Origin of the sequence: Streptosporangium lutulentum (assembly GCF_030811455.1) — a bacterium.
In the GTDB taxonomy this organism is placed as follows: Bacteria; Actinomycetota; Actinomycetes; order Streptosporangiales; family Streptosporangiaceae; genus Streptosporangium; species Streptosporangium lutulentum.
In genome coordinates this window covers 2,418,607-2,439,611 of the sequence record NZ_JAUSQU010000001.1, presented here as the reverse complement: position 1 = coordinate 2,439,611, position 21,005 = coordinate 2,418,607, and the positions used below count along the sequence as shown (strand labels likewise).

The 21,005-nt window shown below is 70.5% G+C and carries 24 protein-coding genes and 1 pseudogene; 14 read left to right on the top strand and 11 right to left on the bottom strand.

Annotated features, from left to right (window positions below; translation table 11 throughout):
• Positions 1 to 85 precede the first annotated feature (85 nt).
• Positions 86 to 916, top strand: coding sequence for a tautomerase family protein (locus J2853_RS10440; RefSeq protein ID WP_307556796.1), 831 nt, complete (start codon positions 86 to 88; stop codon positions 914 to 916).
• 111 nt (positions 917 to 1,027) lie between these two features.
• Positions 1,028 to 1,807, top strand: a complete 780-nt coding sequence (locus J2853_RS10435; protein WP_307556795.1) for an SDR family oxidoreductase — start codon at positions 1,028 to 1,030, stop codon at positions 1,805 to 1,807.
• 52 nt (positions 1,808 to 1,859) lie between these two features.
• On the opposite strand, the pseudogene J2853_RS10430 reads toward J2853_RS10435, so the two are convergent.
• Positions 1,860 to 2,000, bottom strand: a pseudogene (locus tag J2853_RS10430) (transposase); the annotation flags it as partial.
• Positions 2,001 to 2,308: 308 nt separating this feature from the next.
• Between J2853_RS10430 and J2853_RS10425 the strand changes: the two are divergent.
• The 5 genes from J2853_RS10425 to J2853_RS10405 all read left to right on the top strand — a co-directional run bounded on the left by J2853_RS10425 (position 2,309) and on the right by J2853_RS10405 (position 5,464).
• Positions 2,309 to 2,917: a TetR/AcrR family transcriptional regulator gene (locus tag J2853_RS10425; RefSeq protein WP_307556794.1), complete on the top strand. Its 609-nt coding sequence runs from the start codon at positions 2,309 to 2,311 to the stop codon at positions 2,915 to 2,917.
• The gene (locus tag J2853_RS10420; protein ID WP_307556793.1) at positions 2,914 to 3,822 is read left to right on the top strand and encodes an SDR family oxidoreductase; all 909 of its coding nucleotides are present in this window, start codon (positions 2,914 to 2,916) and stop codon (positions 3,820 to 3,822) included. The genes J2853_RS10425 and J2853_RS10420 overlap by 4 nt, the downstream gene beginning before the upstream one ends.
• A 55-nt stretch (positions 3,823 to 3,877) precedes the next feature.
• Positions 3,878 to 4,165, top strand: a complete 288-nt coding sequence (locus tag J2853_RS10415; RefSeq protein WP_307556792.1) for a hypothetical protein — start codon at positions 3,878 to 3,880, stop codon at positions 4,163 to 4,165.
• Positions 4,166 to 4,202: 37 nt separating this feature from the next.
• The gene (locus J2853_RS10410; protein WP_307556791.1) at positions 4,203 to 5,111 is read left to right on the top strand and encodes an LLM class flavin-dependent oxidoreductase; all 909 of its coding nucleotides are present in this window, start codon (positions 4,203 to 4,205) and stop codon (positions 5,109 to 5,111) included.
• 71 nt (positions 5,112 to 5,182) lie between these two features.
• Entirely contained in the window at positions 5,183 to 5,464 is a 282-nt protein-coding gene (locus J2853_RS10405; RefSeq protein WP_307556790.1) for a helix-hairpin-helix domain-containing protein, read from the top strand.
• 22 nt (positions 5,465 to 5,486) lie between these two features.
• Here the strand turns inward: J2853_RS10405 and J2853_RS10400 are convergent, their stop codons facing one another.
• The 3 genes from J2853_RS10400 to J2853_RS10390 form a co-directional block, all read right to left on the bottom strand.
• Positions 5,487 to 6,476, bottom strand: coding sequence for a BtrH N-terminal domain-containing protein (locus tag J2853_RS10400; RefSeq protein ID WP_307556789.1), 990 nt, complete (start codon positions 6,474 to 6,476; stop codon positions 5,487 to 5,489).
• Complete coding sequence (locus J2853_RS10395; RefSeq protein ID WP_307556788.1) at positions 6,473 to 7,279, bottom strand: MerR family transcriptional regulator; 807 nt, start codon at positions 7,277 to 7,279, stop codon at positions 6,473 to 6,475. Before J2853_RS10395 ends, J2853_RS10400 begins: the two co-directional genes overlap by 4 nt.
• 140 nt (positions 7,280 to 7,419) lie before the next feature.
• The gene (locus J2853_RS10390) at positions 7,420 to 8,103 is read right to left on the bottom strand and encodes a TioE family transcriptional regulator (protein ID WP_307556787.1); all 684 of its coding nucleotides are present in this window, start codon (positions 8,101 to 8,103) and stop codon (positions 7,420 to 7,422) included.
• A gap of 90 nt (positions 8,104 to 8,193) precedes the next feature.
• On the opposite strand from J2853_RS10390, the gene J2853_RS10385 reads away from it, so the two are divergent.
• Positions 8,194 to 9,360 carry an erythromycin esterase family protein gene (locus J2853_RS10385; RefSeq protein ID WP_307556786.1) on the top strand — a complete coding sequence of 389 codons (1,167 nt, stop codon included), beginning with the start codon at positions 8,194 to 8,196 and terminating at the stop codon, positions 9,358 to 9,360.
• Positions 9,361 to 9,431: 71 nt separating this feature from the next.
• Here the strand turns inward: J2853_RS10385 and J2853_RS10380 are convergent, their stop codons facing one another.
• From J2853_RS10380 to J2853_RS10370, 3 genes are all read right to left on the bottom strand, one after another.
• Positions 9,432 to 10,310, bottom strand: coding sequence for an alpha/beta fold hydrolase (locus tag J2853_RS10380; RefSeq protein ID WP_307556785.1), 879 nt, complete (start codon positions 10,308 to 10,310; stop codon positions 9,432 to 9,434).
• 3 nt (positions 10,311 to 10,313) lie between these two features.
• The gene (locus J2853_RS10375) at positions 10,314 to 13,013 is read right to left on the bottom strand and encodes a helix-turn-helix transcriptional regulator (protein ID WP_307556784.1); all 2,700 of its coding nucleotides are present in this window, start codon (positions 13,011 to 13,013) and stop codon (positions 10,314 to 10,316) included.
• A 136-nt stretch (positions 13,014 to 13,149) separates the two neighbouring features.
• The gene (locus J2853_RS10370) at positions 13,150 to 13,932 is read right to left on the bottom strand and encodes an SDR family NAD(P)-dependent oxidoreductase (protein ID WP_307556783.1); all 783 of its coding nucleotides are present in this window, start codon (positions 13,930 to 13,932) and stop codon (positions 13,150 to 13,152) included.
• Positions 13,933 to 14,018: 86 nt separating this feature from the next.
• Between J2853_RS10370 and J2853_RS10365 the strand changes: the two genes are divergently transcribed.
• Positions 14,019 to 14,876 carry a helix-turn-helix transcriptional regulator gene (locus J2853_RS10365; RefSeq protein WP_307556782.1) on the top strand — a complete coding sequence of 286 codons (858 nt, stop codon included), beginning with the start codon at positions 14,019 to 14,021 and terminating at the stop codon, positions 14,874 to 14,876.
• Between the two features lie 142 nt (positions 14,877 to 15,018).
• On the opposite strand, the gene J2853_RS10360 is transcribed toward J2853_RS10365, so the two are convergent.
• On the bottom strand, positions 15,019 to 15,639 hold the full coding sequence (locus J2853_RS10360) for a hypothetical protein (protein ID WP_307556781.1): 621 nt from the start codon (positions 15,637 to 15,639) through the stop codon (positions 15,019 to 15,021).
• Here J2853_RS10360 and J2853_RS10355 point away from each other — a divergent pair.
• The 4 genes from J2853_RS10355 (at position 15,620) to J2853_RS10340 (ending at position 17,867) form a co-directional block, all read left to right on the top strand.
• On the top strand, positions 15,620 to 15,919 hold the full coding sequence (locus tag J2853_RS10355) for a hypothetical protein (protein WP_307556780.1): 300 nt from the start codon (positions 15,620 to 15,622) through the stop codon (positions 15,917 to 15,919). The two genes, J2853_RS10360 and J2853_RS10355, sit on opposite strands and share 20 nt — an antisense overlap.
• A 61-nt stretch (positions 15,920 to 15,980) precedes the next feature.
• The gene (locus J2853_RS10350) at positions 15,981 to 16,520 is read left to right on the top strand and encodes an RNA polymerase sigma factor (protein ID WP_307556779.1); all 540 of its coding nucleotides are present in this window, start codon (positions 15,981 to 15,983) and stop codon (positions 16,518 to 16,520) included.
• Entirely contained in the window at positions 16,517 to 17,632 is a 1,116-nt protein-coding gene (locus J2853_RS10345; RefSeq protein ID WP_307556778.1) for a CU044_5270 family protein, read from the top strand. The genes J2853_RS10350 and J2853_RS10345 overlap by 4 nt, the downstream gene beginning before the upstream one ends.
• A 49-nt stretch (positions 17,633 to 17,681) precedes the next feature.
• Positions 17,682 to 17,867, top strand: coding sequence for a hypothetical protein (locus J2853_RS10340; protein ID WP_307556777.1), 186 nt, complete (start codon positions 17,682 to 17,684; stop codon positions 17,865 to 17,867).
• Positions 17,868 to 18,080: 213 nt separating this feature from the next.
• Here the strand turns inward: J2853_RS10340 and J2853_RS10335 are convergent, their stop codons facing one another.
• The 3 genes from J2853_RS10335 to J2853_RS10325 all read right to left on the bottom strand — a co-directional run bounded on the left by J2853_RS10335 (position 18,081) and on the right by J2853_RS10325 (position 20,093).
• On the bottom strand, positions 18,081 to 18,464 hold the full coding sequence (locus tag J2853_RS10335) for a VOC family protein (RefSeq protein ID WP_307556776.1): 384 nt from the start codon (positions 18,462 to 18,464) through the stop codon (positions 18,081 to 18,083).
• Between the two features lie 39 nt (positions 18,465 to 18,503).
• Positions 18,504 to 19,394, bottom strand: coding sequence for a siderophore-interacting protein (locus J2853_RS10330; RefSeq protein WP_307556775.1), 891 nt, complete (start codon positions 19,392 to 19,394; stop codon positions 18,504 to 18,506).
• Between the two features lie 132 nt (positions 19,395 to 19,526).
• The gene (locus tag J2853_RS10325) at positions 19,527 to 20,093 is read right to left on the bottom strand and encodes an ABATE domain-containing protein (RefSeq protein ID WP_307556774.1); all 567 of its coding nucleotides are present in this window, start codon (positions 20,091 to 20,093) and stop codon (positions 19,527 to 19,529) included.
• 145 nt (positions 20,094 to 20,238) lie between these two features.
• Between J2853_RS10325 and J2853_RS10320 the strand changes: the two genes are divergently transcribed.
• The gene (locus J2853_RS10320; protein WP_307556773.1) at positions 20,239 to 20,952 is read left to right on the top strand and encodes a GNAT family N-acetyltransferase; all 714 of its coding nucleotides are present in this window, start codon (positions 20,239 to 20,241) and stop codon (positions 20,950 to 20,952) included.
• The last annotated feature ends 53 nt before the right edge of the window (positions 20,953 to 21,005 follow it).

The window sequence follows — 21,005 nt, the reverse complement described above, 5'->3', positions numbered from 1 at the left end:
GAGCCCGGCCCCCTGTTCCGTCGGCGTGGACACAAGGACCGCGCGACGGCGGTCGCGCCTGACTTCAGCGCTGGAAAGGATCCTCATGCCGTTCGTCACCATCGACCTGCTTCGTGGAAAGCCCCCCGAATATTTGGAAGCCGTCTCCGAGGCCGTGCACGAGGCATTGGTCGAGGGGCTGGGGATGTTTCCCGATGACCGCTTCCAGGTCATCAACCAGCTCGCGCCCGGAGAGCTGGTCTTCAGTCGAGATTTCCGCGGAGGGCCCCGTTCGGACGACTTCATGGTTTTCACCATCACCGACGGCCTGGACCGCGGCGAGAAGGCGAAGCAGGCCTTCTACAGGGCTCTGACCCGCAATCTGTCGGAGAACCCCGGGGTGAGGCCCGCGGACGTGTTCGTCAAGATGCACGTGACCCCGCCCGTCAACTTCTCCTTCGCCGACGGCGTGCCGGCCACGGAGACGACTGCCCGGGAAGCACTGGACCGCGCGGCCGCCGTACCGGGCACCCGGGACGCCTACACCAGGACGGAGATGGTGGAGGCGATCACCCGGATGTTCCGGGACAACGACCGCGGCCGGATCGTGTCGATGCTGCGCGACCATTTCGTGCTGAAGATGCCGACCTCGATGCCGTACGGCGGGGAATTCAGGGGAGCCAAGGAATTCGACGACTACTTCAAGCGGGTGGTCGAGCAGGGGAACGGCTACTACGAAACCTTCGTCACCAGCCTCAGGCGGCTCATAGAGGCGGACGATCACCTGATCGCCGAGATTTCCATCACCGCCAAGGGGAGGACGACACAGCAGTCGATGGACATCGAGAACGCGTGGGTCTTCGACATCGCCGGCGGCAACTTCGTGTCGGCACAGATCTACGCCGACACCGCCACCGGGATGAAGACCGCCGGCTGAACAGTTCGTCCGCAACGGCGACACCTCATCGCCCCGCCCCCACGGAAGCCGGGCGATCAGCCCACGATGTGCGTCGCTGCTTTCAGCACACCACACAGACAGGAGACCGACATGACGTCCGTGCTCATCACCGGCGCCTCCAGGGGCATCGGCCGTGCCATCGCAATCGAACTCGCCAACCGCGGCCACAGGGTCGTCGCCACCGCCCGCCGGCCCGAAGACCTCGACGATCTCCCCGTCGACCAGCGTCTGCGCCTCGATGTCACCGATCAGAAGAGCATCGATGAGGCCCTCCGTGACGCCGGAGAGATCGACGTGCTCGTCAGCAACGCCGGCACGACGATCCGCACGCCCCTGGAGAACGTGCCCATCTCCGAGGTCGAAGCCCTCTTCCAGCTCAACACCTTCGGACCCCTGCGGGTGGTGCAGGGTGTGCTGCCCGCCATGCGCGAACGAGGCGCGGGCCGGCTGGTGTTCGTCTCCAGCGTTCAGGGCCGACTCGTCGTGCCGATCATCGGTCCCTACGCCGCCAGCAAGTGGGCGATGGAGGCGTTCGCCGAGACACTGGCCGTCGAGGCAGGCCACTTCGGCGTCAAGGTGAGCATCCTCCAGCCGGGCACCGTCTCCTCCGGCGGAGCCGAACGCGCCAAGTCCTTCTTCACCGAGAACGACCCCTACACTCCCCTGTTCAACCAATTCGGCCCCCTGCGCGGCACCTCCATCTTCGAGCCCATCACCCCCGAGGAAGTGGCCACCGCGCTCGCCGACACGATCGAACAGCCCGATCCTCCGCTGCGCGTCCCGGTGGGCGCGCCCGCCAGGACCGCCCTGGAGGCTCGCAAAGCAGCACCGGAGGACGCCCCCTTCGTGCCGTTCGCACTCGACTGGTAGCCGCATCACCCACCCCGTATCGGGGTGTCGGCACAACTCGCAACCCGGTACAGAGGTAGAGCGCGCTGTTGGCGCGTCGATCGCCGCCGCGGTTGAGCCGGTGGCCAGTGGCCTTTCCGGAGGAGGCCCCGCCCGGGTCGGCCCCGCACAGAGCGGCGAAGACGGCCTCACTGTTCAGCCGGTCGGGGTGGTCGCGTCAAGGCGTTCAACAGTACGGTGACGGCCGAGTTCGTGCCTCGGCCCGGGTCCGGACCCGGGCCGAGGCCCGGTTGAGGGTCGCGACCCGGATCGCGGATTCCTCCAACCCCCGCAGACGGCGGACTGCCGCCCATCACCGTCGAGCCTCAGGTGACCGAGAAGAGGCAGGTGTCATCGGCCCTGGTGAGGCTGCTGCGACAGAGGACCGTCTCCACGCTCAGAGGGGATCGACACCGGCCGTAGCCAATGGGTGTGCGGTCGCGTGATATATATAATGACTGTTCATTATTTAATGGAGGGATCATGGCGGGTCGACCGCGCACGATCAGCGAGGAGCGCGTCATGGTCGCGCTCGCCACGGCGGTCGGGCAGGTGGGGCCAAGCCGGCTGACCTTGGCGGACGTCGCCAAAGAAGCCGGGGTGTCGACGGGCGTGCTCGTCGGGCGATACGGCAGCAAGCGTGATCTGTTGCTCGGATTCGTCCGATGGGGGCTGTCAGAGGAGGCGTTCATCCGGCCGATGCGGGCCGCGTTCGAGTCCGCCACCGATCCGGTGGAGGGGCTGATCCGTGCGGTGGTGCGCAGCGCCGGGCCCGACCTCGGACCGGAGGAGTTCGCCAATCACCTGGCGTTCCTTCACCTGGAGCTGGCCGACGGCGAGTTCCGCGCGCTCCTGGGCGAACACGACGCGGCGGTCCGCGCCGAGCTGGCCGGCTACCTGCGGTCGGCGATGGCGAGCGGGCACGTGATGACCGGCGCCGACGTGGACGCGCTCGCCGCCGCCGTCGACTCCATCCGCAACGGCACCCAGATCACCTGGGCGATGACCAGGTCACAGCCGCTGGCCGAAGCGCTCCGCCGCGACCTGAGCACGCTGCTCGACCCCTACCGACGCAACAAGGAGGAACGGTGACAGAAAAAACGCTGCTCGGGCAGATCGCCCTCGTGAGCGGAGCCACCCGCGGCGGTGGCCGGGGGATAGCCGTCCAGCTCGGAGCCGCCGGCGCGACCGTATACGTCACCGGCCGCAGCACGGCGGTTTCGAGATCGCCGATGAACCGTCCCGAGACCATCGAGGAGACCGCCGAGCTGGTCACCGCCGCAGGCGGTCACGGCATCGCCGTACCCACCGACCACCTGGACATCGCCGGGGTCGGCGAGCTGGTGGCGCGGATCGACCGGGAACAGGACGGCAGGCTCGACATCCTGGTCAACAATGTCTGGGGCGGAGACCCGCTGACGGTGTGGGACAAGCCGCTGTGGGAGCAGTCGCTCGAGGACGGCCTGCTGCTGCAGCGGCAGGCGGTGCACACGCACATCATCACCAGCTGGCACGCGCTGCCGTTGCTGGTGACCCGCCGCCGCGGCCTGGTCGTGGAGGTCACCGACGGCACCGCCGAACAGGATTACCGGGGCACCTTCTTCTACGACCTGGCCAAGGCCGGCGTCATCCGGATGGCGCAGGCACAGGCGGGAGACCTGCGACCGCACGGCGTCACCGCCGTCGCGCTCACCCCGGGGTTCCTGCGGTCGGAGGCGATGCTCGACCACTTCGGCGTCACCGAGGACACCTGGCGGGACGGCATCGCCAAGGATTCCTACTTCGCGATGTCGGAGACGCCCGTCTACCTCGGCCGCGCGGTGGCCGCGCTCGCCGCCGACCCGCAGGTGGACCGCTGGAGCGGCCGGTCACTTGCGACCTGGCAGCTGGCCAAGGAATACGGTTTCACCGACGCGGACGGCTCCCGGCCGGACTGGGGCGGCTACTTCGCCGCGACCCAGCGCGACAGCGGCGTCGCCCCGGAAGACTACCGATGACACGCACGTCGGGTCGGTTGCCGCCGGGCGCGCCTTCCAGGGGCTCGGCGCGGCCGTGGTCGCCCCCGGCGAGGCGGGGCTGGTCTCCGGCATCCTCAACTCCTCCCGTCAGATCGGCGGCTCGCTCGGCCTGGCCGCGCTGACCACCCTGGCCGCGGCCCACACCGGCGCACCGACCTCCGGGTACGCCCTGGCGTTCGGGGTCTGCGCCGGCGTCGTGACCGCCGGGGCGGTGGCCGTGCTCGCTCTTCCGAAGCCCCGAAGGGACCTGGCTGAGGGTTCGGCGTCTCTGGCGATACGACATGTCCGAAAGCTGCAAGACACAGGACCGCCGGCGGCTTGAGGATGGTGCGGGCAGGCCATTCGTATGAGGAGGAACATTGCGGATCGGGATCGGACTCCCCGCCGCCGTGCCGGGGACGGACCCCGCGTCGATCGGGAGATGGGCGGCGGAGAGCGAAGAGCGCGGATTCCACTCGCTGGGCGTGATCGACCGGTTGGTGTACGACAACCTGGACCCGCTGGTGGCGCTGGGCGCCGCGGCGGCCCGTACAGAACGCATCGAGTTGCTGACCACCGTGCTCAATACCGGTTACCGCCGGAACCCGGTCGTTCTGGCCAAGCAGATCGACTCCGTCGAACGGCTTTCCGCCGGGCGGCTGACCGTGGGGCTCGGCATGGGCGGCTGGCCGGAGGACTACGCGGCCAGCGACGTGACGCTCGCGGGAAGAGGAGCCGCCTTTGAAAACACCCTGGCGACGATGCGCAGCGTGTGGCGCGGCGAGGTGACCGGGGCGTCCGGGCCGATGCCCGCCCTGCCGGAGGGGCGCCCCGGAGTCCTGCTCGGCGGGCTCGTGCCCGCCGCCTTCACCCGGGCCGCGGCTCTGTCCGACGGCTGGGTGGCCCCCTCCTTCGGGCTGGAGGTCGTGAAGGAGGGCGTCGCCTCCATTCGCCGGGAATGGATTCGGGCCGGCCGTACCGGAAGGCCACGCGTCATCGTGGAGCGTTACTTCTGCCTGGGTACGGACGCGGCGGAGACCGCCGAGGCGTACGTCGCGCACTACTACGGGGCCGAGTACCTTCCTCGGATCCGCCCCGACGTCCTGACCGACGGCGACCGGCTGCGCGAGGAGATCGACCGGCTCGCCGAGGCGGGGGCCGACGACCTGGTGCTGTTCCCGTGTTCGGGTGCGCCCGAGCAGATCGGCCTGCTGTCGGACGCTCTTGACAAGATGGGCGTAGGAAGGGCCGTCGGCGCCGTGAGCGGCGTTCACTCTCGGAGGCCGTGACCATGAGAAACGAGACGACCCCGGCGGTATCCCGGTACCGCGCCGTGGCCGAGAAGGAGGTTTCCGGCAGGATGAGCTCACGTGATGGATCGGACCTCACCGAGCTGGCCAACGTCGGCCGGTCCGTGGTCCTCTACTTCGAACGCATCGGCGTCTCCCGGATCGGGCAACTGGCGGGCCAGGACCCGATCGAGCTGTACGAACGGATGTGCGCCGCCTACGGCGAGCGGCTCGACCCGTGCCTGCTCGACACCGTCATGTCGGCCGTGGAGCAGGCGGACGGGGGGCCCGCCCGGCCGTGGTGGCACTACACGCCTCAACGCAAGCGGCTGATGGCCGAGCGGAGCCGCTGACACCGGTGCGCCCGCTTGGGTCTCACTCCCCCAGGCGGTTCAGTGCCCGCATGGCCTCGTGCTCTATGCGTGAAAGATCACTGAGGATGGCGCCTGCCTGTACGAGGCACTGCGCATCGCCTGATTCACCGGCTTCTGTGATCAGTGCCGCGGCTGCCGTCCACAGGGTGGCCGCCTCGGAGTACAGGCCGTGGCCGGTGCGCAGGTGGCCGCTGTCGAACAGTCCGGTGCATTCGGCGAGGAAGTCGCGGTAGAGGTTACGGAACAGGGCGCCGCCGGTGCCGGCCTTCTCCATCAGGAGGGCGGCCTGCGGCAGGTCCCGCCGCGCGTTGTCGGTGCGCTGGAGCCAGGTCTGTACCAGCTTGCCGGCCTTCTCGATGCCCCGGTGGCCGAGGTTGGCGATGGGCGGGTTGAGGAAGGCGCCGGCGCAGGCGGTGATGGCCGGAACGATCTGGCTCTGCGGCCGGGGCGGGTTCCTCGAAGCGGTGAGGGTGAAGGAGCGGTGCTTGGCGGTCATCGGACCGCGCGCGGCCCTGGCCTGGGCGAGGCCGGCCAGGCTGGTGGACACCGCTCCGCCTTGCTGACCGGTGTCCACCAGGTAGGCGTTGTGGTCGTCATAGCCGTACATGGCGACGACATGACCGCCGAAGTGCACCTTCGACCCGAAGTAGTCCAGGTGGTAGCTGTCGAGCTGCAGTCCGACGGGGTGGCCGGCGTCGATGGAGGCCGCCACGTTCTCCCATGCCCTGCGGGGCGAGGTGGTCTCCTGGACCAGGAGCTCCAGATTGAGTCTGGCGGCCAGGTTCCTGGTGAGGTCGAAAGGCCTGACCCGTCCCCCGAGGAAGGGGAAGCCCATGTTCTTGCCGTCCCAGTAGATGAAGGACAGGCCGGAGCCGAGGCCGAAGAGCATGGGCTCGGACAGGTCGATTCCCTGGTGCCGCAGCAGCACCCCCAGAGCCGTCGTCTCGCAGTGCTGCGTAGCGCGGGCGTCGATGTCTATCACTGTGGTCATGCCATGCTCTCCTGGACGGGGATGATCAACCGGGTCATCAGTTCTTCCTGCGGCGCCTCTGTCGGCCCGACGAGATAGGCCTCACGTACGGGCGCTTGCGGGCGCAGCCCGCGCTCGTGGACGGCGGCGAAGAGCGCGTTGTAGGCCAAGGGCAGCTGGGCGTAGGGCCCGATGTGCACGGTCTCGGCAACGAGTCCGCCGGGCAGCACCTCGAACTCCAGGCCGGGTGTCCCCTCTCTCTGCGATGTCTGCGCTCCGACGGCGATCTCCATCCGTTCTTCCAGGTCCAGTGGGTACAGCCCCCACAGCGGCGGCTCCCATGCGATTCCCGCCCCGCCGAGCACGGCCGGCAGCCGTCCCGCGCACTCCCCGACCTTCTCTCCGATCTCCGCGGGAGCGCAGACCGCTCGTACCACTGCCAGCCGTCGTTCCGGCTCCCTGCGCAGTGTCACCTCATAGCCGGGCAGGCCGCCCTCCGCCAGCCGCTCCAGCATCTTCAGCCGGGCCTGGTCCCTGCTGATCCGCTCAGCCAGCCGGTCCCGCTCGGCACGCAGGATCTGTGCCCTGCGATCGGGCCCGGCGGCCAGCGCCCGGGCGATCACAGCCAGGGGAAGGTCCATCTCGCGCAGCAAGGCGATGGTCAGGGCATCGCGTGCCTGTTCAGGTGAGTAATAGCGGTAGCCGGAGCCGGCGTCCACGCGGATCGGAACCAACAGTCCCATCTCGTCGTAGTGCCGTAGTTGCTTGACACTGAGCCGGCACAGGCGGGCGAAGCGCCCGATGGTGAGAAGTTCGTCGTGCACGCCACCATGGTGGACCCTCCCACCGTAGGAGAGTCCACCGCCGCATCTGTCGGCCCCAAGGCCGTGCCCCGCGAAAGGCCCAGCGGCGAGATCGTGCTCAGATCCCAGACCTGCCCCTGCTCGGCCGCCCGCTTGCCGGCTCAGGGTTCGCGGGCGCGGAGATACGCGTCCAGGTCGCCGGCGCCCTTGAGCATGGCGCGGCCCCGGGCGGACAGGCGGGCGTACCAGTCGCGCAGGGTCGACTCCAGCGGGGCGACGCCTCCGGCGGAGCGGACCTGGGCGATCAGCGGGGCGATCTGCTCCAGCAGGTAGCCGCCCCGCCTGAGCTGGTGGGCCAGCCGGACGTCCCGTACGTCGGCCACGCTGTAGATCCGGTAGCCCGTCTGCGGGTCGCGGCGCGGCCGGACCAGCCCGGCGTTCTCCCATTTGCGCAGGGTGGCGGGGCGGATGCCGAGCCTCCTGGCCAGGGGACCGATGAACGTGTCGCCGTGTTCCTGCGGCACGGGCGCCAGATCGCGGAGCGCGGCCTCGACGGCGTGGAGGGTGCGGCGGTCGTCGAGGAGCTGGCCGTGGCTCTCGTCGATGAGCCGCAGCGCGTCCTCGGTGGCACCCCGGTTGACCGCCTGCATGATCGACGTCGCCGTCTGGTGACCGTGCCCGGGCAGGAGGGCGAGGAACGCGCGCAGGGCCTGCGCGTGCAGCGACGTGTAGGTGCGATAGCCGTGGACGGTGCGTTCGGCGGCGGGCAGGATGCCCGCGTCCTCGTAGTTCCTGACCGCCTGGGTGGACAGGCCGTGCTCACGCGCCAGGTCCACTGGTCTCATGGATGCATCACCGATTGAAGCTCCGTCGCGATGAGAGCGGGTTTTTCGCCGGAAAGTTTACACCGTCGGTTCAACGATACCGTTGAGGGCATGGAAATCAAGGACACGGCCCGGCCGCTTGATGGCACGGGCGTCTCGGCATTCCTCCGGTCGCTTCCCGCCAAGCCCCTGCTGCTCGGCCTGGGCGAGGCCAGGCACTTCGTGGGCGAGCTGGGCGAGGTGCGCAACGAGATCTTCCGGCACCTGGTCGAGCACGAGGGCTACCGGTCCTTCGCCATCGAGAGCGACTGTCTCAGGGGCCTCGTGGTGGACGACCACATCACGACGGGCGCGGGCACGCTCGACGACGTCATGGAACGCGGCTTCAGCCACGACTTCGGCGCGCCGGCGGCCAACCGCGAGCTCGTGCGCTGGATGCGGGCGTACAACGAGGAGCATGAGGAAAAGCTCCGGTTCTTCGGCTTCGACGGCCCGCTGGAGTATTGGGCCGAGAGCCCGCGCCAGGCGCTCACCGCCCTCCACTCCCTCCTCGACGGCCCGCTCCCCTGCACGATGGAAACCCTCGACGAACTGCTGGGCCCGGACGACCGGTGGTCGAACGAGGCCACGGCCATGGACCCGTCCCTGTCGATCGGCCGGTCCGCCGACGCCCAGCGGCTGCGGCTGCTCACCGACGACCTGGTGGCGCTGCTCGACACGCAGACGCCGCGGCTGAGCGCGGAGGACAGGGAGAGGGCGGAGCTGTACGGACGCACCGCCGTCGGCCTGCTCCGCTACCACCACTGGATGGCCGACGCCTCCCCGGAACGGTGGACCCGGCTGTCGGCCCTGCGGGACGCGATGATGGCCGCCAACCTGCGCGCCGTCGCCGAGCACGGCCCGGCCCTGGTTTTCTCCAGCAACCTCCACCTGCAGCGGAACAAGAGCCTCATGTCGTTCGGCGACCAGACGCTGGAGTGGTGGAGCGCGGGGGCGATCGCCGGAGCGCACCTGGGCGACCGGTACGCCTTCCTGGCCTCGGCCTTCGGCACGGTCGGCGACGACATTCCGTCCCCGGACACCGTCGAGGGCCTCCTGTCCACGCTCCCGTGGGACCACTCTCTCATCGACGCCCGCCGCCTGGCCGAGGCCGTCACGAAGCCCGCGCCGCGTACCTCCCACGATTTCACCTATTTCCCGCTGGACCCGGCTCAGCTCGACATGATCGACGGCATCGTCTTCCTCAAGCGGGCCGTCAGGTTGAAAAAGCTGGGTTGACCGGCGCACCGTCCACCTCCGAGGCGAGGCGGCGGGCCGGCTCGATGTGGATGACGCCGCCCAGGCGAACGTCACCCGGCCGTATGCGCGTGGACGGCGGCGGCCAGTTCCTCGTGCACCTCCGGCGGCAGCGTGTGGCCCATGCCCGCCACGATCATCAGCCGCGCCCCCGGGATCTGTTCGGCGATGATCGCGCTGTGGCCGGGCTTGACCGGCTCGTGGCTGCCCTCGATGACCAGAGTGGGCGCCTTCACCTGGTGCAGCACGCCCACCGGCTCGAAGTCCGGCTTGGCCATGGCGGCCAGCCGGTGGTTGGTCACCGCCGACAGGTCTCGGGCCCTGTCGTAGATCCGTTCCTGCAGCCGGCGCGCCGCGTCCTCGTCGAACGGCAGCCCGGTGCCGTGCAGCAGGCGCTGCTCGGCGATCATGCCGTCGATCCGGGCGCGCCGCTCCTCCGGCTGCGGGGCGGCCATCAGCGCGCGGTAGAAGGCCACGAACTCCGGCGCCGGCTCGGGCAGGCTCCCCTCGGGCTGCGGTTGCCCCATCAGGGCCCGCATGATCACTTGCCCCTCACCGCCGCCCAGCGGCGAGGAGCCGATGACGGTCAGCGAGCGCACCCGCTCCGGCCGCTCCACGGCGACGAACTGGCCGAGCAGCCCGCCCGCTGAATGGCCGACCAGGTGCGCGCTCTCCAATCCGTGGGCGTCCATCACGCGGTAGACGTCGTTCTTGATGTCGTCCCACGTGTACGGCTCCGCCGCGAAGTCGACGGTGCCCGACATGCCGGTGTCACGGTGGTCGTACCGGATCACCCGGCGGCCTCCGGCGACCAGGCGGCCGACGAACTCGTCCGGCCACAGGACGCCCTGCGACATCGACCCCATAATCAACAGGATCGGCGCGTCCGTATCGGCGCCGAACTCTTCACTCCAGATGGTCACGTTTTGCATGCCTCAAAGCATGGCGTTTCCGGCTACGGGCGCCTTCTGTAGAACTACCAGTCGCGCCAGATCCGTACGGGAGCCGATGCCCAGCTTCGGATAGATCTTGTACAGGTGGTACTCGACCGTGCGCGGGCTCAGGAAGAGCTGAGCGGCGATCTGCTTGCTCGACAAGCCGTCGGCGACCAGGCCCGCGATGCGCAACTCCTGCGGGGTCAGCGCGTCGAGCACGGCCGCGGGCGGTGCCTGCCCGCTCTCGCCCGCCGCCCGCAACTCGTCCTGCGCGCGCCTCGCCCACGGTCGCGCGCCCGCCCGTTCGAACGTCTCCCACGCCGTCCGCAGGTGCGCCCGCGCCTCGCCCGGCCGCTGCGCGCGGCGCAGGCGTTCACCCAGCAGCAGGGCCGTCCTGGCCGCCTCGAACGGGTTGGTGTGCAGCCGCAGCGCCTCACCGAAGGCGTCCTCTGACGAGGTGGCCAGGCCCCGGCAGCGGGCCAGCAGCGCGTGCGACTCGGGCGTCGCGGCGTGCGCCGACCATCGCTCGTACGCCTCCAGCGCCTCCCGCGCGCCCGCCTCGTCGCCCGCGCCCACGGCGGCCTCGACGCGATCCGGCCCGGTCCGCCACACCACGGTGGGATGCCCGGCGCCCGGTCCCGCCGCGGCGATGGCCGTGAAACGGTCGTACGCCGCCGCGTAGCGGCCCAGGCACAGGTCGAGCAGCGCCGGCGCGTACGCGGCCACCCCCACCCGCAACCCCACCCGATGCGGTACGGCGATGGCCAGCGCCTCGCGGGCCTGCCGTTCGCAGGCGTCCTCCTCGCCGCGCAGCGCCGCCAGCACCGCCAGGTTGGCCAGATGCGCGGCCACCGTGTTCTCGTACCCGGCCTCGCGGGCCAGCTCCAGGCCCTCCTCGGAGACGGCCTGGCTGCCCGCCAGCCGCCCGGCGATGCGCTCGGCGGTCGCCACGAACTCCAGCACGACGGGCAGCTGCCCGGTCATCCCCGACACCCTGGCCACCCGTCCGGCCCGGTCGGCCATCTCGGCCGCCAGGTCCGCCTCACCCAGCTGGCTGGCCGCGGCCGCCGCCCACAGGTACTCCGCCGCCTCCCCCAGCTCGCCGACCCGCGCCAGCGCCCGCCGCAGCAGGCCCGGCCCGGCAGTGTCGCCGTCCAGCGCCAAGCCGATCCCGGCCACCGTGTCCCGCAGGAATCCCTCGGGGTGCGCCGCCGCCCTCCGCCCGAGCTCGACGATGGCCACCGTGTCGCCGACGTAGGAGGCGGCCTCCGCGGCGTCGGCCAGCATGTCCAGGCTGTCGCCCGCCGCCAGGATCCGCACGGCCTCGGCGGCGTCGCCGGAGTTCAGCTCGAACCGGCCCCGGAGCCGGGCGATCTCCATGGCGAGGCCGGCGTCCGCGCCGGCCTGGTCGCGGGCCTCGGCCAGCAGCGACTCCGCCTGTCCCGGGCGGCCACCGAGCCAGGCCGCGACGGCGGCGTCCTTCAGGCGGGCGGCACGGGCGCGCGGCTCGGGGGTCAGCTCGGCGGCCCTGGCCAGGGCGGTGGCGGCGGTGCCGTACCCACCGCGGTCGCGCGCCCGCTCCGCGGCGGCCACCAGCTCGGCGGCCACCAGTTCGTCCTGGCCCATGGCGGCTCCGGCCAGGTGCCAGGCGCGGCTGTCGCCCTCGGTCACCTCCGCCAGTACGGCCCGCATCCGGCGGACGTCGGCGGGGGTGACCGCCTCGTGCACCGCCGACCGGATGAGCGGATGACGGAAGCGCACGCGCGTGCCCGAGAGGTCGGCCAGCCCGGACTCCTCCAGCTCGGCCAGCGCCGTTCGCGCGGTCCGGGCCCCGATCTCGTCCCCGGGCCGTGCCGTTCGCTCGGCGGACAACCGGCCGGTGGCGCGCAGGACCGGGTCGAGGTCGGCCTCCACGGCGGCGGCCAGGGCGAGCAGCCGGGCGGAGGCGGACAACGCGGCCACCCGATCGCCGAACAGCCGGGCACCACCGGGAAGCGGGTCGGGCAGCGGTTCGCGTCCGGCGAGCTGCGCGGGCGTCAGGCGGGCGGCGATCTCGCCCAGGGCGAGCGGGTTCGCGCGGGTCAGCGTGATGAGTTCCCGTGCCACCCCGGGCGCCACACCGTGGCGGGACTCCAGCATCTCGGCCGCTGCGGCTCCGGGCAGGCCACGCACGTCCACCGTCAGCGGCACACCCTTGACCGGAGCGTCCCCGCGTACGGCGAACAGCATCGCGATCTTTTCTGTCCCCAGCCGCCTGGCGGCGAACAGCAGTGCGTCGGCCGAGGCCCGGTCGACCCACTGGAAGTCGTCGACCACGCAGATCAGCCCGTCCGGCGCGGCGGCCTCGGCCAGCAGCGAGAGCACACCGGCGGCCAGCAGGTACCGATCGCCGGCACCGCCCGAGGCGAGTCCCAGGGCCGCGCGCACAGCGTCGCGCTGCGGTTCGGGGAGCGCGTCGAGCGAGCCGGTCACCGACCACAGCACCTGGTGCAGCGCCGCGAACGCGAGGTCGGACTCGGGCTCGACGCCGGTGGTGCGCAGCACGCGCATCGTGCCGCCTCGCACGGCCGCCGCGTCGAGCAGAGCGGTCTTGCCCGCACCCGCCTCGCCCCGCAACACCACCGCACCGCCGGAGCCGTCGCGAGCCCGCGCGATCACCTCGTCGAGTGCGCTGATTTCCGTGGATCTTCCGTAAAGCACGAGCACCCACTGTAGGAGATCTCCGCGCCCCAGGGTGTCACAGGCCCGGCGCGGGGGTGGAGCCGCTGCGTACCGATCTCGTCGGCCCTCTCGACGATTGACGGGGTTACGCGACGGCGTGCCCGGGTTCCCCCTTTCAGGCGCCCGCACCGCCATCCACCGGCACGATCGCACCGGTCACCATCGATGCCCGGTCGCTGAGCAGCCACGCCGCCACCTCGGCGACCTCGTGGGGCTCGGCCATCCGTCCGAGCGGGGTGCTCGCGTTGATGCGCTCGACGATGCCGGGGGTCGCCGCCTCCCACGCGTCGATCATCTCCGTGGCGGTGCCGCCGGGGGTGATGCCGTTGACCCGGATGCCATCACGGGCCCAGCTCACCGCGGCGGTCTCGGTGATGCTGTTGAGCGCACGCTTCATGGCGCCGTACGCGGGCAGGGCGGGGTTCGCGCGGCGGCTGCCGATGCTCGAGGTGTTGACGATCGCCCCGCCACCGTTGCGTCGCATGAGTGCGGCCTCAGCGGTCATGGCGGTCCAGTGCGCCCGGAAGTTCACCGCGAACTGCTCCTCGACGTCCTCGTCGCTCGTGGTGTCGAGCGGGCCGGGCCGCTGGATCACCGCGCCGTTGTTGAACGCGCCGTCAAGCCGTCCGTGCAGCTCCTCGACGCGGTCGAGGGCCGCGCGGATGCCCGCACGGTCGGCGAGGTCCAGGGTGACGGCGTCGGCGACGCCGCCGTCGGCGCGGATCTCGGTGACAACCTGCTGCAGGGCGCCGGTATTGCGGGCGGCGAGCACGACGGCGGCGCCCTCGCAGGCGAAGAGCCGGGCCGCGGCCGCCCCGATGCCGCGGCTGGCGCCGGTGATGAACACCACCTTGCCGGTGAGCAGGCCGATGGGTGCGATCTTGATGTTGTTCGTCATGACGACAGTGTCAGCTCGGCCACCAGGCCGGATACAGGCACAGGCGGTACCAGGATCCATCGCCGCGCAGCGTGCACACTTGGGATATGGACAAACAGGAACTCGGGGCGTTTCTCCGCAGCCGTCGCGAGCGGCTCCGGCCGCAGGACGCCGGCCTTCCCTCGGGCCCGCGACGCCGGACACCGGGTCTTCGCCGTGAGGAGGTGGCGGTCCTCGCGCACATCTCCACGGAGTACTACGTCCGGCTCGAGCAGGGCAGGGCGCCGCGCCCGTCGGGCGAGGTCCTCGCCGGGATCGCCGGCGCACTACGGCTCACGGACGCCGAGTCCGATCACCTCCACGTCCTCGCGGGCACGGCGCCGAGCCGTACCGGGCTGCATCGGCGCGACGTCCGCCCGAGCATCCTCGCGCTCATCGAGCGGCTGCCGCAGACGGCCGCTTTCGTCACGTCGGCCACGTTCGAGGTGCTCGCCTGGAACGACCTCGCGGCCGCGCTCATGGAGGACTTCGCCGAGCTCGCCCCCAAGGACCGCAATCTCGCGCGCCGGGCGTTCCTCACATCGGCGCGCGCCGATGCGACGCTGTACGGCATCTCCGACGCCACGGAGTTCCGGCACCACCTCGTCATGGAGCTCCGGTCCACCCTCGCCCGGTACCCGTCTGACCCCGCGGTGACCGAACTCGTCGACGAGCTCCGCGACGCCGGCCCCGACTTCGCCCGGCTCTGGGAGCGGCACGACGTGCGCGCCGCGCCGACGCTCACGAAGACGTTCCGTCACCCGGTCGTCGGGGAGATCACCGTCGACTGCGACTCGCTCATGCTCACCGACCGCGACCAGCGCCTCGTTCTCTACAGCGCACCGGCAGGATCCCCCGGCGCCGAAGCCCTGGCTCTTCTGAATGTCCTGGGAACCGAGTACGTCAAGGCGAACAGGTCACTCTGACGGAGCCGGACACGACTCACGTGGCGAACTCACCGACCCAGGTGCGCCGCCCGCTGACATGGGACGCCCCGGTGCCGCGGCGTGCTGCCGCCGGGTGTCATCGCCGGCGCGAGCAGAATCGGTCGGCCCGCCGAAGGGGCGGCTACTTCGCCGGGAAGCCGACCGCGTTGGCCGCGTCGGCCTCGAAGTACTCCGTCGTGGCGAAGGCGCCGACGTGATCCTCGAAGAAGCTCCTGACGCCGTCGACCGAGTCGTGAACGATGACGTTCACCGCCCTGGTCCCGTCGGTGCTCGCCACCGCCAGCGTCCACCTGGCGCCCCTGGGAAGCCGGCCGTAGGCCTTCCTCAGGGAATCCCAGAAACCGTCGTTGTCGGCGATCGTGGAAACAGCCATGACGTGCACCGTGGCATCCTCCTCATCAACTCTCGGATGTGCTCGGCAATTGGTGTGGAGATACCGTGCTGCGCCGTTCTTGAAGTCGTAGATCGCGATGGTCTGAGGGTCTTCGAGCGGATCGTCCGACGGCATCAGGAAGTGGGTCTCGCTGATCGGGAGAAGTTCGTAGTCGAGCCGTTCCGGTTTGTCGAGGAGTCGCGCCTCCATGGGGTCCAGGGTGAATGTGAGATGGAGCTTCCCGCGTTCGGCAGCCACTTCGTAGCGGGTGCCGAGGCGCCCGTAGGAGCCTTCGTACCTGGACAGATCGAGGACCAGGGCCGGGTTCTTCACCTGGATCAGCGAGCAGATGAACGACAGCGGCCTCACCGACGCCGTCGTGCACGACGCGCTGACGGTGCTGGCCGCGCTGGTGTACGCCGCTCGGCCACTCACCGTGGACGACCTCGCCACGGCACTGGACTGGCCCGTCCAGCGGGCGGTCGGCGCCCTGGACGCGATCGGCCGTCGTCCGATCCTCTCCGACCCGCTCGCCGTGGAGCGGCTCGGGTGCGGCGGGTACGCCGTCACCCCGAGGCCGGACCGCCTGAGTCCCGCGCAACGCGACGCGCTGAGCCCCGGGACGGGGCGAGACGGAATCGGGATGTAAGAAAGCCTTCTTTCGGACCACATGCTTCGTGAACGACTTCCCCGCGACCGAAGGAACCGGCTTGCCCAACCCACACGAGCGCTTCACCGCGCTCTACGACACCTACCAAGCGCGGGTGTACGGCTACGCGACAAGCCGCGCCGGGCATCAACTCGCGGAGGAAGTGGTCAGCGAGACCTTCCTGGTCGCCTGGCGGCGTCTCGACGACATCCCCGACCACGCGCAGTTGCCGTGGCTCTTCCGCGTCGCTCGCAACATCCTGCGCGACAACTTCCGGCAGGCCGCCCGGCGTGAATCCCTGGAGGCCGAACTGAGAACGTGGATGGAAGAGGCCGTCACCGACGCGGGCGAACACGCCACCGAGCGAGTCGCCGTACTCCGCGCGCTGGCCACCTTGTCCGAGGACGACAAAGAGATCCTGACCCTGACCACCTGGCACGGCCTGTCGGCCGCCGAAGCGGCCGAGGTGTTCGGCTGCACCAAGGCCGCCTTCTACGTCCGGCTGCATCGAGCGCGCCACCGACTGCGATCGGCGATCGAAGCCACCGGCACCATCACATCCCAAAAGCCCGTGACCGTCCCAGGGGGAAAAGTCCGATGAGCCGCGAGCCCGACGCGACGCACCTGCTTGCCATGGCCCGCCCGGCTTCGCTGGATCGCGGATCACGCGTCTCCGCCGACGACATGCTGATCATGGCCGCCACCGAGGCACCGGCAGAGCCCACTCACCGGCCGTCGCGCCCGAGACGAGGCCTGTCGACCGCCCTTCGGTTCACCGCCGTCGCGACGGCGGTCGCGGTCGCGACCGTCGTACTCGTGCGGAGCACGGACACCGAGCTCGCCACACCTGCCCCCCTGTCCGCCCGTACCGTACTCCTCGCCGCTGCGGAGCGGATCGAGACCGCGAACCCGGCGACCGGCCGCTACTGGCACACCACCGGCCAGAGCATGGCGGTAGGAGGATGGGGACAAGGGCCCGTCGGCGGCCCGACTCCCAAGATCGTCAACTTCCGGGTGACGTGCACCCACGAAGTCTGGATGGCGAGATCGGAGCGGGATCCCAGCTGGCTCGTGGTCACCGCCCAGTCAGGCAAGCCGCTCACCAAGGCCGACGAGGAGACCTGGCGCCAACAGGGCGCGTACAGGTTCGGTGGCTGCGAGGGGGCCGGCGGCGCTCCGATTGTGGGCGGTGCGGCGTTGCCGGCACCGCCGTTCGCCACGCGACTCGACGACAAGCTTCATCCGGACGTTTCCTATCCTCAGGTCGGAGCCGTTCATGTCACCACGGAAGAGGTCATGGATCTGCCGGCCGATCCGGCGAAGCTCAAGGAGGTCCTTCAGGAGTGGACCCGGCGAGGTGGTTACCGGGTCACCGAGGAGTCTCTGTTCACGCAGGCCGCCGGCCTGCTCTCCCAGCTTCCGACGACTCCCCACGTACGGGCCGCGCTCTACCGCACGCTGGCGGGCCTTTCGAGCGTGAAGAACATCGGGACGGTCAAGGACCCTCTGGGACGCGTCGGGACGGGGATAGAGCTGTCGGGCTGTGAAAGACAGCTCATCATCGACGGAGCGTCGGGCGGGCTTCTGGCCGTTCAAGAACGACGATCTCCTGATTGCACGGCCGAACCCACCGCGTGGACCGCGCTGACAGCGTCCGGCTGGACCGACGCAAGTCCGGCGCTTCCCAAGACGCTCATGCGCAACGGCCGATGAACCCGGTGACGTCATCGCGGCGGCAGCGGGATACGCGGCAGGGTCCGTGGTGGGACGGCGCGCGGCACTGCTGCTGTCGCTGCCCGTGGCGGCGCTGGGCGACCTCGGGAAACTCCCCTCCCGGCCCATCTCCATCGCCCTTGCGCAGATCGGCTGCGTGCTCAGCGCCTTCGCCGCCGGGACGATGCTCGCGCGCCGGCCGGCCGGACGTGATCCTGCCGCTCGGAGGAACTGACCTTGTGATCGGCTACGCCGGTCGATGTCATGTTCTCGCGGTGGTTTCCCCTCGCCTACGACCGGCTCCGCGCGGAGGCCCGCCGCCGCGACATCCGCGGTCGCCCGTCGACGAACAAGGCGAAACTCAAGCGCGAGCTCGGACGCTGACCCCGACGAGCACCCCCCGGCCTCACTCCGACGGCCGGGCGGCTCGGCGCCAGGACGCACATGGTCAGAGGGGCTGGAGCCGGGTGTGCAGGAGGCAGAATTCATTGCCTTCCGGGTCGGCCAGGACGTGCCAGTTCTCGGTGCCGGTCTGGCCGACGTCGACGGGCCTGGCGCCGAGAGCGAGCAGTCGCTCCAGCTCGGCGTCCTGGTCGCGGTCGGTGGCGTTGACGTCGATGTGCAGCCGGAGCTTCCCGGTCCGCGGGGCGCTGCTGGGGCTGAGGATGAGAGTGGGCTGCGGGCCGCCGAAGCCGGTGCCGGGCGGCCCGATCTCGATGCTTCCGTCGTCCTCCCGGCCGAGTTCGACGTAGCCGAGGACCTCGCTCCAGAACGCGGCGAGCCGGTCGGGGTCGGCGGTGTCGATGACCAGCTCACTGATGCGGCATGCCATGCCCGTCAGTATACGTAAGAGCCGATCATCGGACGTGGACTACTCCGTCGTCTCGGCACGGCCCATCCGCCAGTAGCCCATGAAGGCCACCGCGCGGCGGTCCATGCCCCGCTCGCTCACCAGGTGGCGGCGGAGCTTCTTGATCACCGACGCCTCACCCGCGAGCCAGGCGTAGACCGGGCCTGAGGCCGGCGTCTCGGCGGGCACCTCCCACAACTCGCCGGTGTCGACGTCCACGTCCTCCAGCTCGGCGGCTGCCGTACCGGAGGGGATCAGCCGGGCCGCGGCCGCCTCGACGGCGGGTACCAGGCGGCTGCCCCACTCACCGTGCTCCCTGGGCAGCCAGCTCACCTTCACCCCGCTGGGCGTGGCGACCGGCAGGACGTCGGCCTCGTGCGGAACCTCCAGCAGCGCCTCCCCGGCGAACCGCGCCGGCAGCCTCTCCAGGATGGTGAGGATGGCGGGAACCGCGGTCTCGTCACCGGCGAGCAGAACCGTGCCGCAGTCGGCGGGCGGCCGGAACTCCAGACCGCCGTGGACGTCTTCGTAGCGGGCGTCGGGTCCCAGCAGCGCGGCCTCGCTACCCGGCGAGGCCGCGCCGATCCAGCGGGAGGCGGGTCCGTCGCCGCCCTCGTGGATCACGACGTCGATGTCGACCTCGCGAACGTCCGGCCGGACCGCGCGCACGGTGTAGGTGCGCAGCGGGTTGGGCTCGGGCTGCGCGTACCACTGGGTGAACCAGTCGCCGTCACGGGGAAAGTTCTTCACGCCGTGCCCCGGCAGCGGCAGGACGAGCTTGATGCGCTGGTCGAATCCGTTGTCCGCGAAGAGGTCCAGGTCATTGCCGGTGAAGGTCACCCGTATGAACGAGGGACTCAGCCGCTGCAGGCTCCTGACCTGAACATCAAACGCGCGAAACGCATCAACCACCGCGAACTCCTTGTTTAGGTGAGGCTAACCTATACTGATCTCCCCGCGACCGGAACCCGCACCTCGCCATGCGGAACGCCGTACTCGGCCCGGCGCCTCACCGTCGCCGGCGCCGTCTCGTCGAGCCCGGCGTCACAGCGCGTCCTTCTTGCGCTGCCGGTAGGCGCGCATGGAGACCATCGACGCGCATCCGGGCCCGTGGTACACGGCCGAGGCGTTCCGGGAGCGGTCGAAGAACCCTTCGTGGCAGATCTCGTTGCGGCACGCTTTGACGCGCCGCCACATCCCGGCGCGGTCCAGTTCCGCGACTCCGGCGAGCACGGCGCCGAACGCACCCCACACACCGTGCCGGACGGGCACCAGCGTGGTCCCCGTCGCGGTGACGACGACGCACAGGGGCGCACCGTCCGCGACGCGGGAGAGGTGGGCTTCGGCGCGCGCGACGTGCTCCCGCGACGCGGCCTCCTCTCCGGAGTGCGCCAGCATCAGCAGCTGCAGGGCGTCCCGGAACTCCCGCGCCGCCGCGGCGTCCGCGTCGGTCGCGGCCTCGTCCGGGTATCCGGCGGCCTTCAGCCAGTCGCGCAGCGCGTCGCGGTCCTTGAGCTGTTCGCCGCGACCGCCGGCGTGCGTGTTCGCGAACGCCAGAACGAGGTCTGCCGCCGGCGGGGCCGGGGAACGTGACGTGCCCGCTGCCGGCATCCGGGTCCCCCTGTTGTCTCCTCGCCGCCCCCTGGGCCGGATGCTCAGACTAGCAAATCACCAGATGGGCGCAAACGTCGTTCGGTAGCAACAGGTCAACGATCTGCGCTTGATAGTTATAGCCGTAATGGCTACGGTCACAACCATGACAAATCTCATCGAGGTCGCGGCCGCCTCCGTGCTGGACAATCCGATCTGGCACTCGCTGACGGGGGCGCATCGTGCCCTGGCGCTCACCGACGGCCGTGCGGCTCGCTATCCGGCGGACGTCTCCCCCTTCATGGCGCTGCCCGCGGACGCGACGCCGGCGGAGTGGGAGCAGCTGGGGCGCCTCGCCGACGGGGATCCGGTGCTGATCATGGACGCGCCCGATTCGGCGCCGTCGTCGTGGACGCTGGTACGGCACCTTCCCCTCTACCAGATGGTCGCCACCGACGCGCTGATGGCGAGGGTGCCGCGCGAAGATCCGGCTTTCGCGATCGAGACGCTCGGACCGTCGGCCACGGACGACATGATCGAGCTCGCCAGGACCGCCCGGCCCGGCCCGTTCGAGAGGCGCACCCCCCTGCTCGGCACCTACTTGGGCGTGCGCGACAAGGGAAAGCTGATCGCGATGGCCGGCGAGAGAATGCGACCCGGGGGATGGACCGAGGTCAGCGCCGTCTGCACCGACCCGGACCATCGCGGCCGGGGGCTGGCCCGTGCGCTCACGGAGCGGCTGATCGACGGCATCGTGGAGCGGGGTGAGCGGCCGTTCCTTCACCTTGTCACGGAGAACGAGAACGCCCTCCGGCTCTACTCGGCGATGGGGTTCGTCATCCGGCGGACAGCGGCCAACAGCACCTATCAGCCGGCCTGAGAGCGCCTCCCACCGGCAGGGCAGGACGTGGCGCCGGGCATGGGTGTCGATCC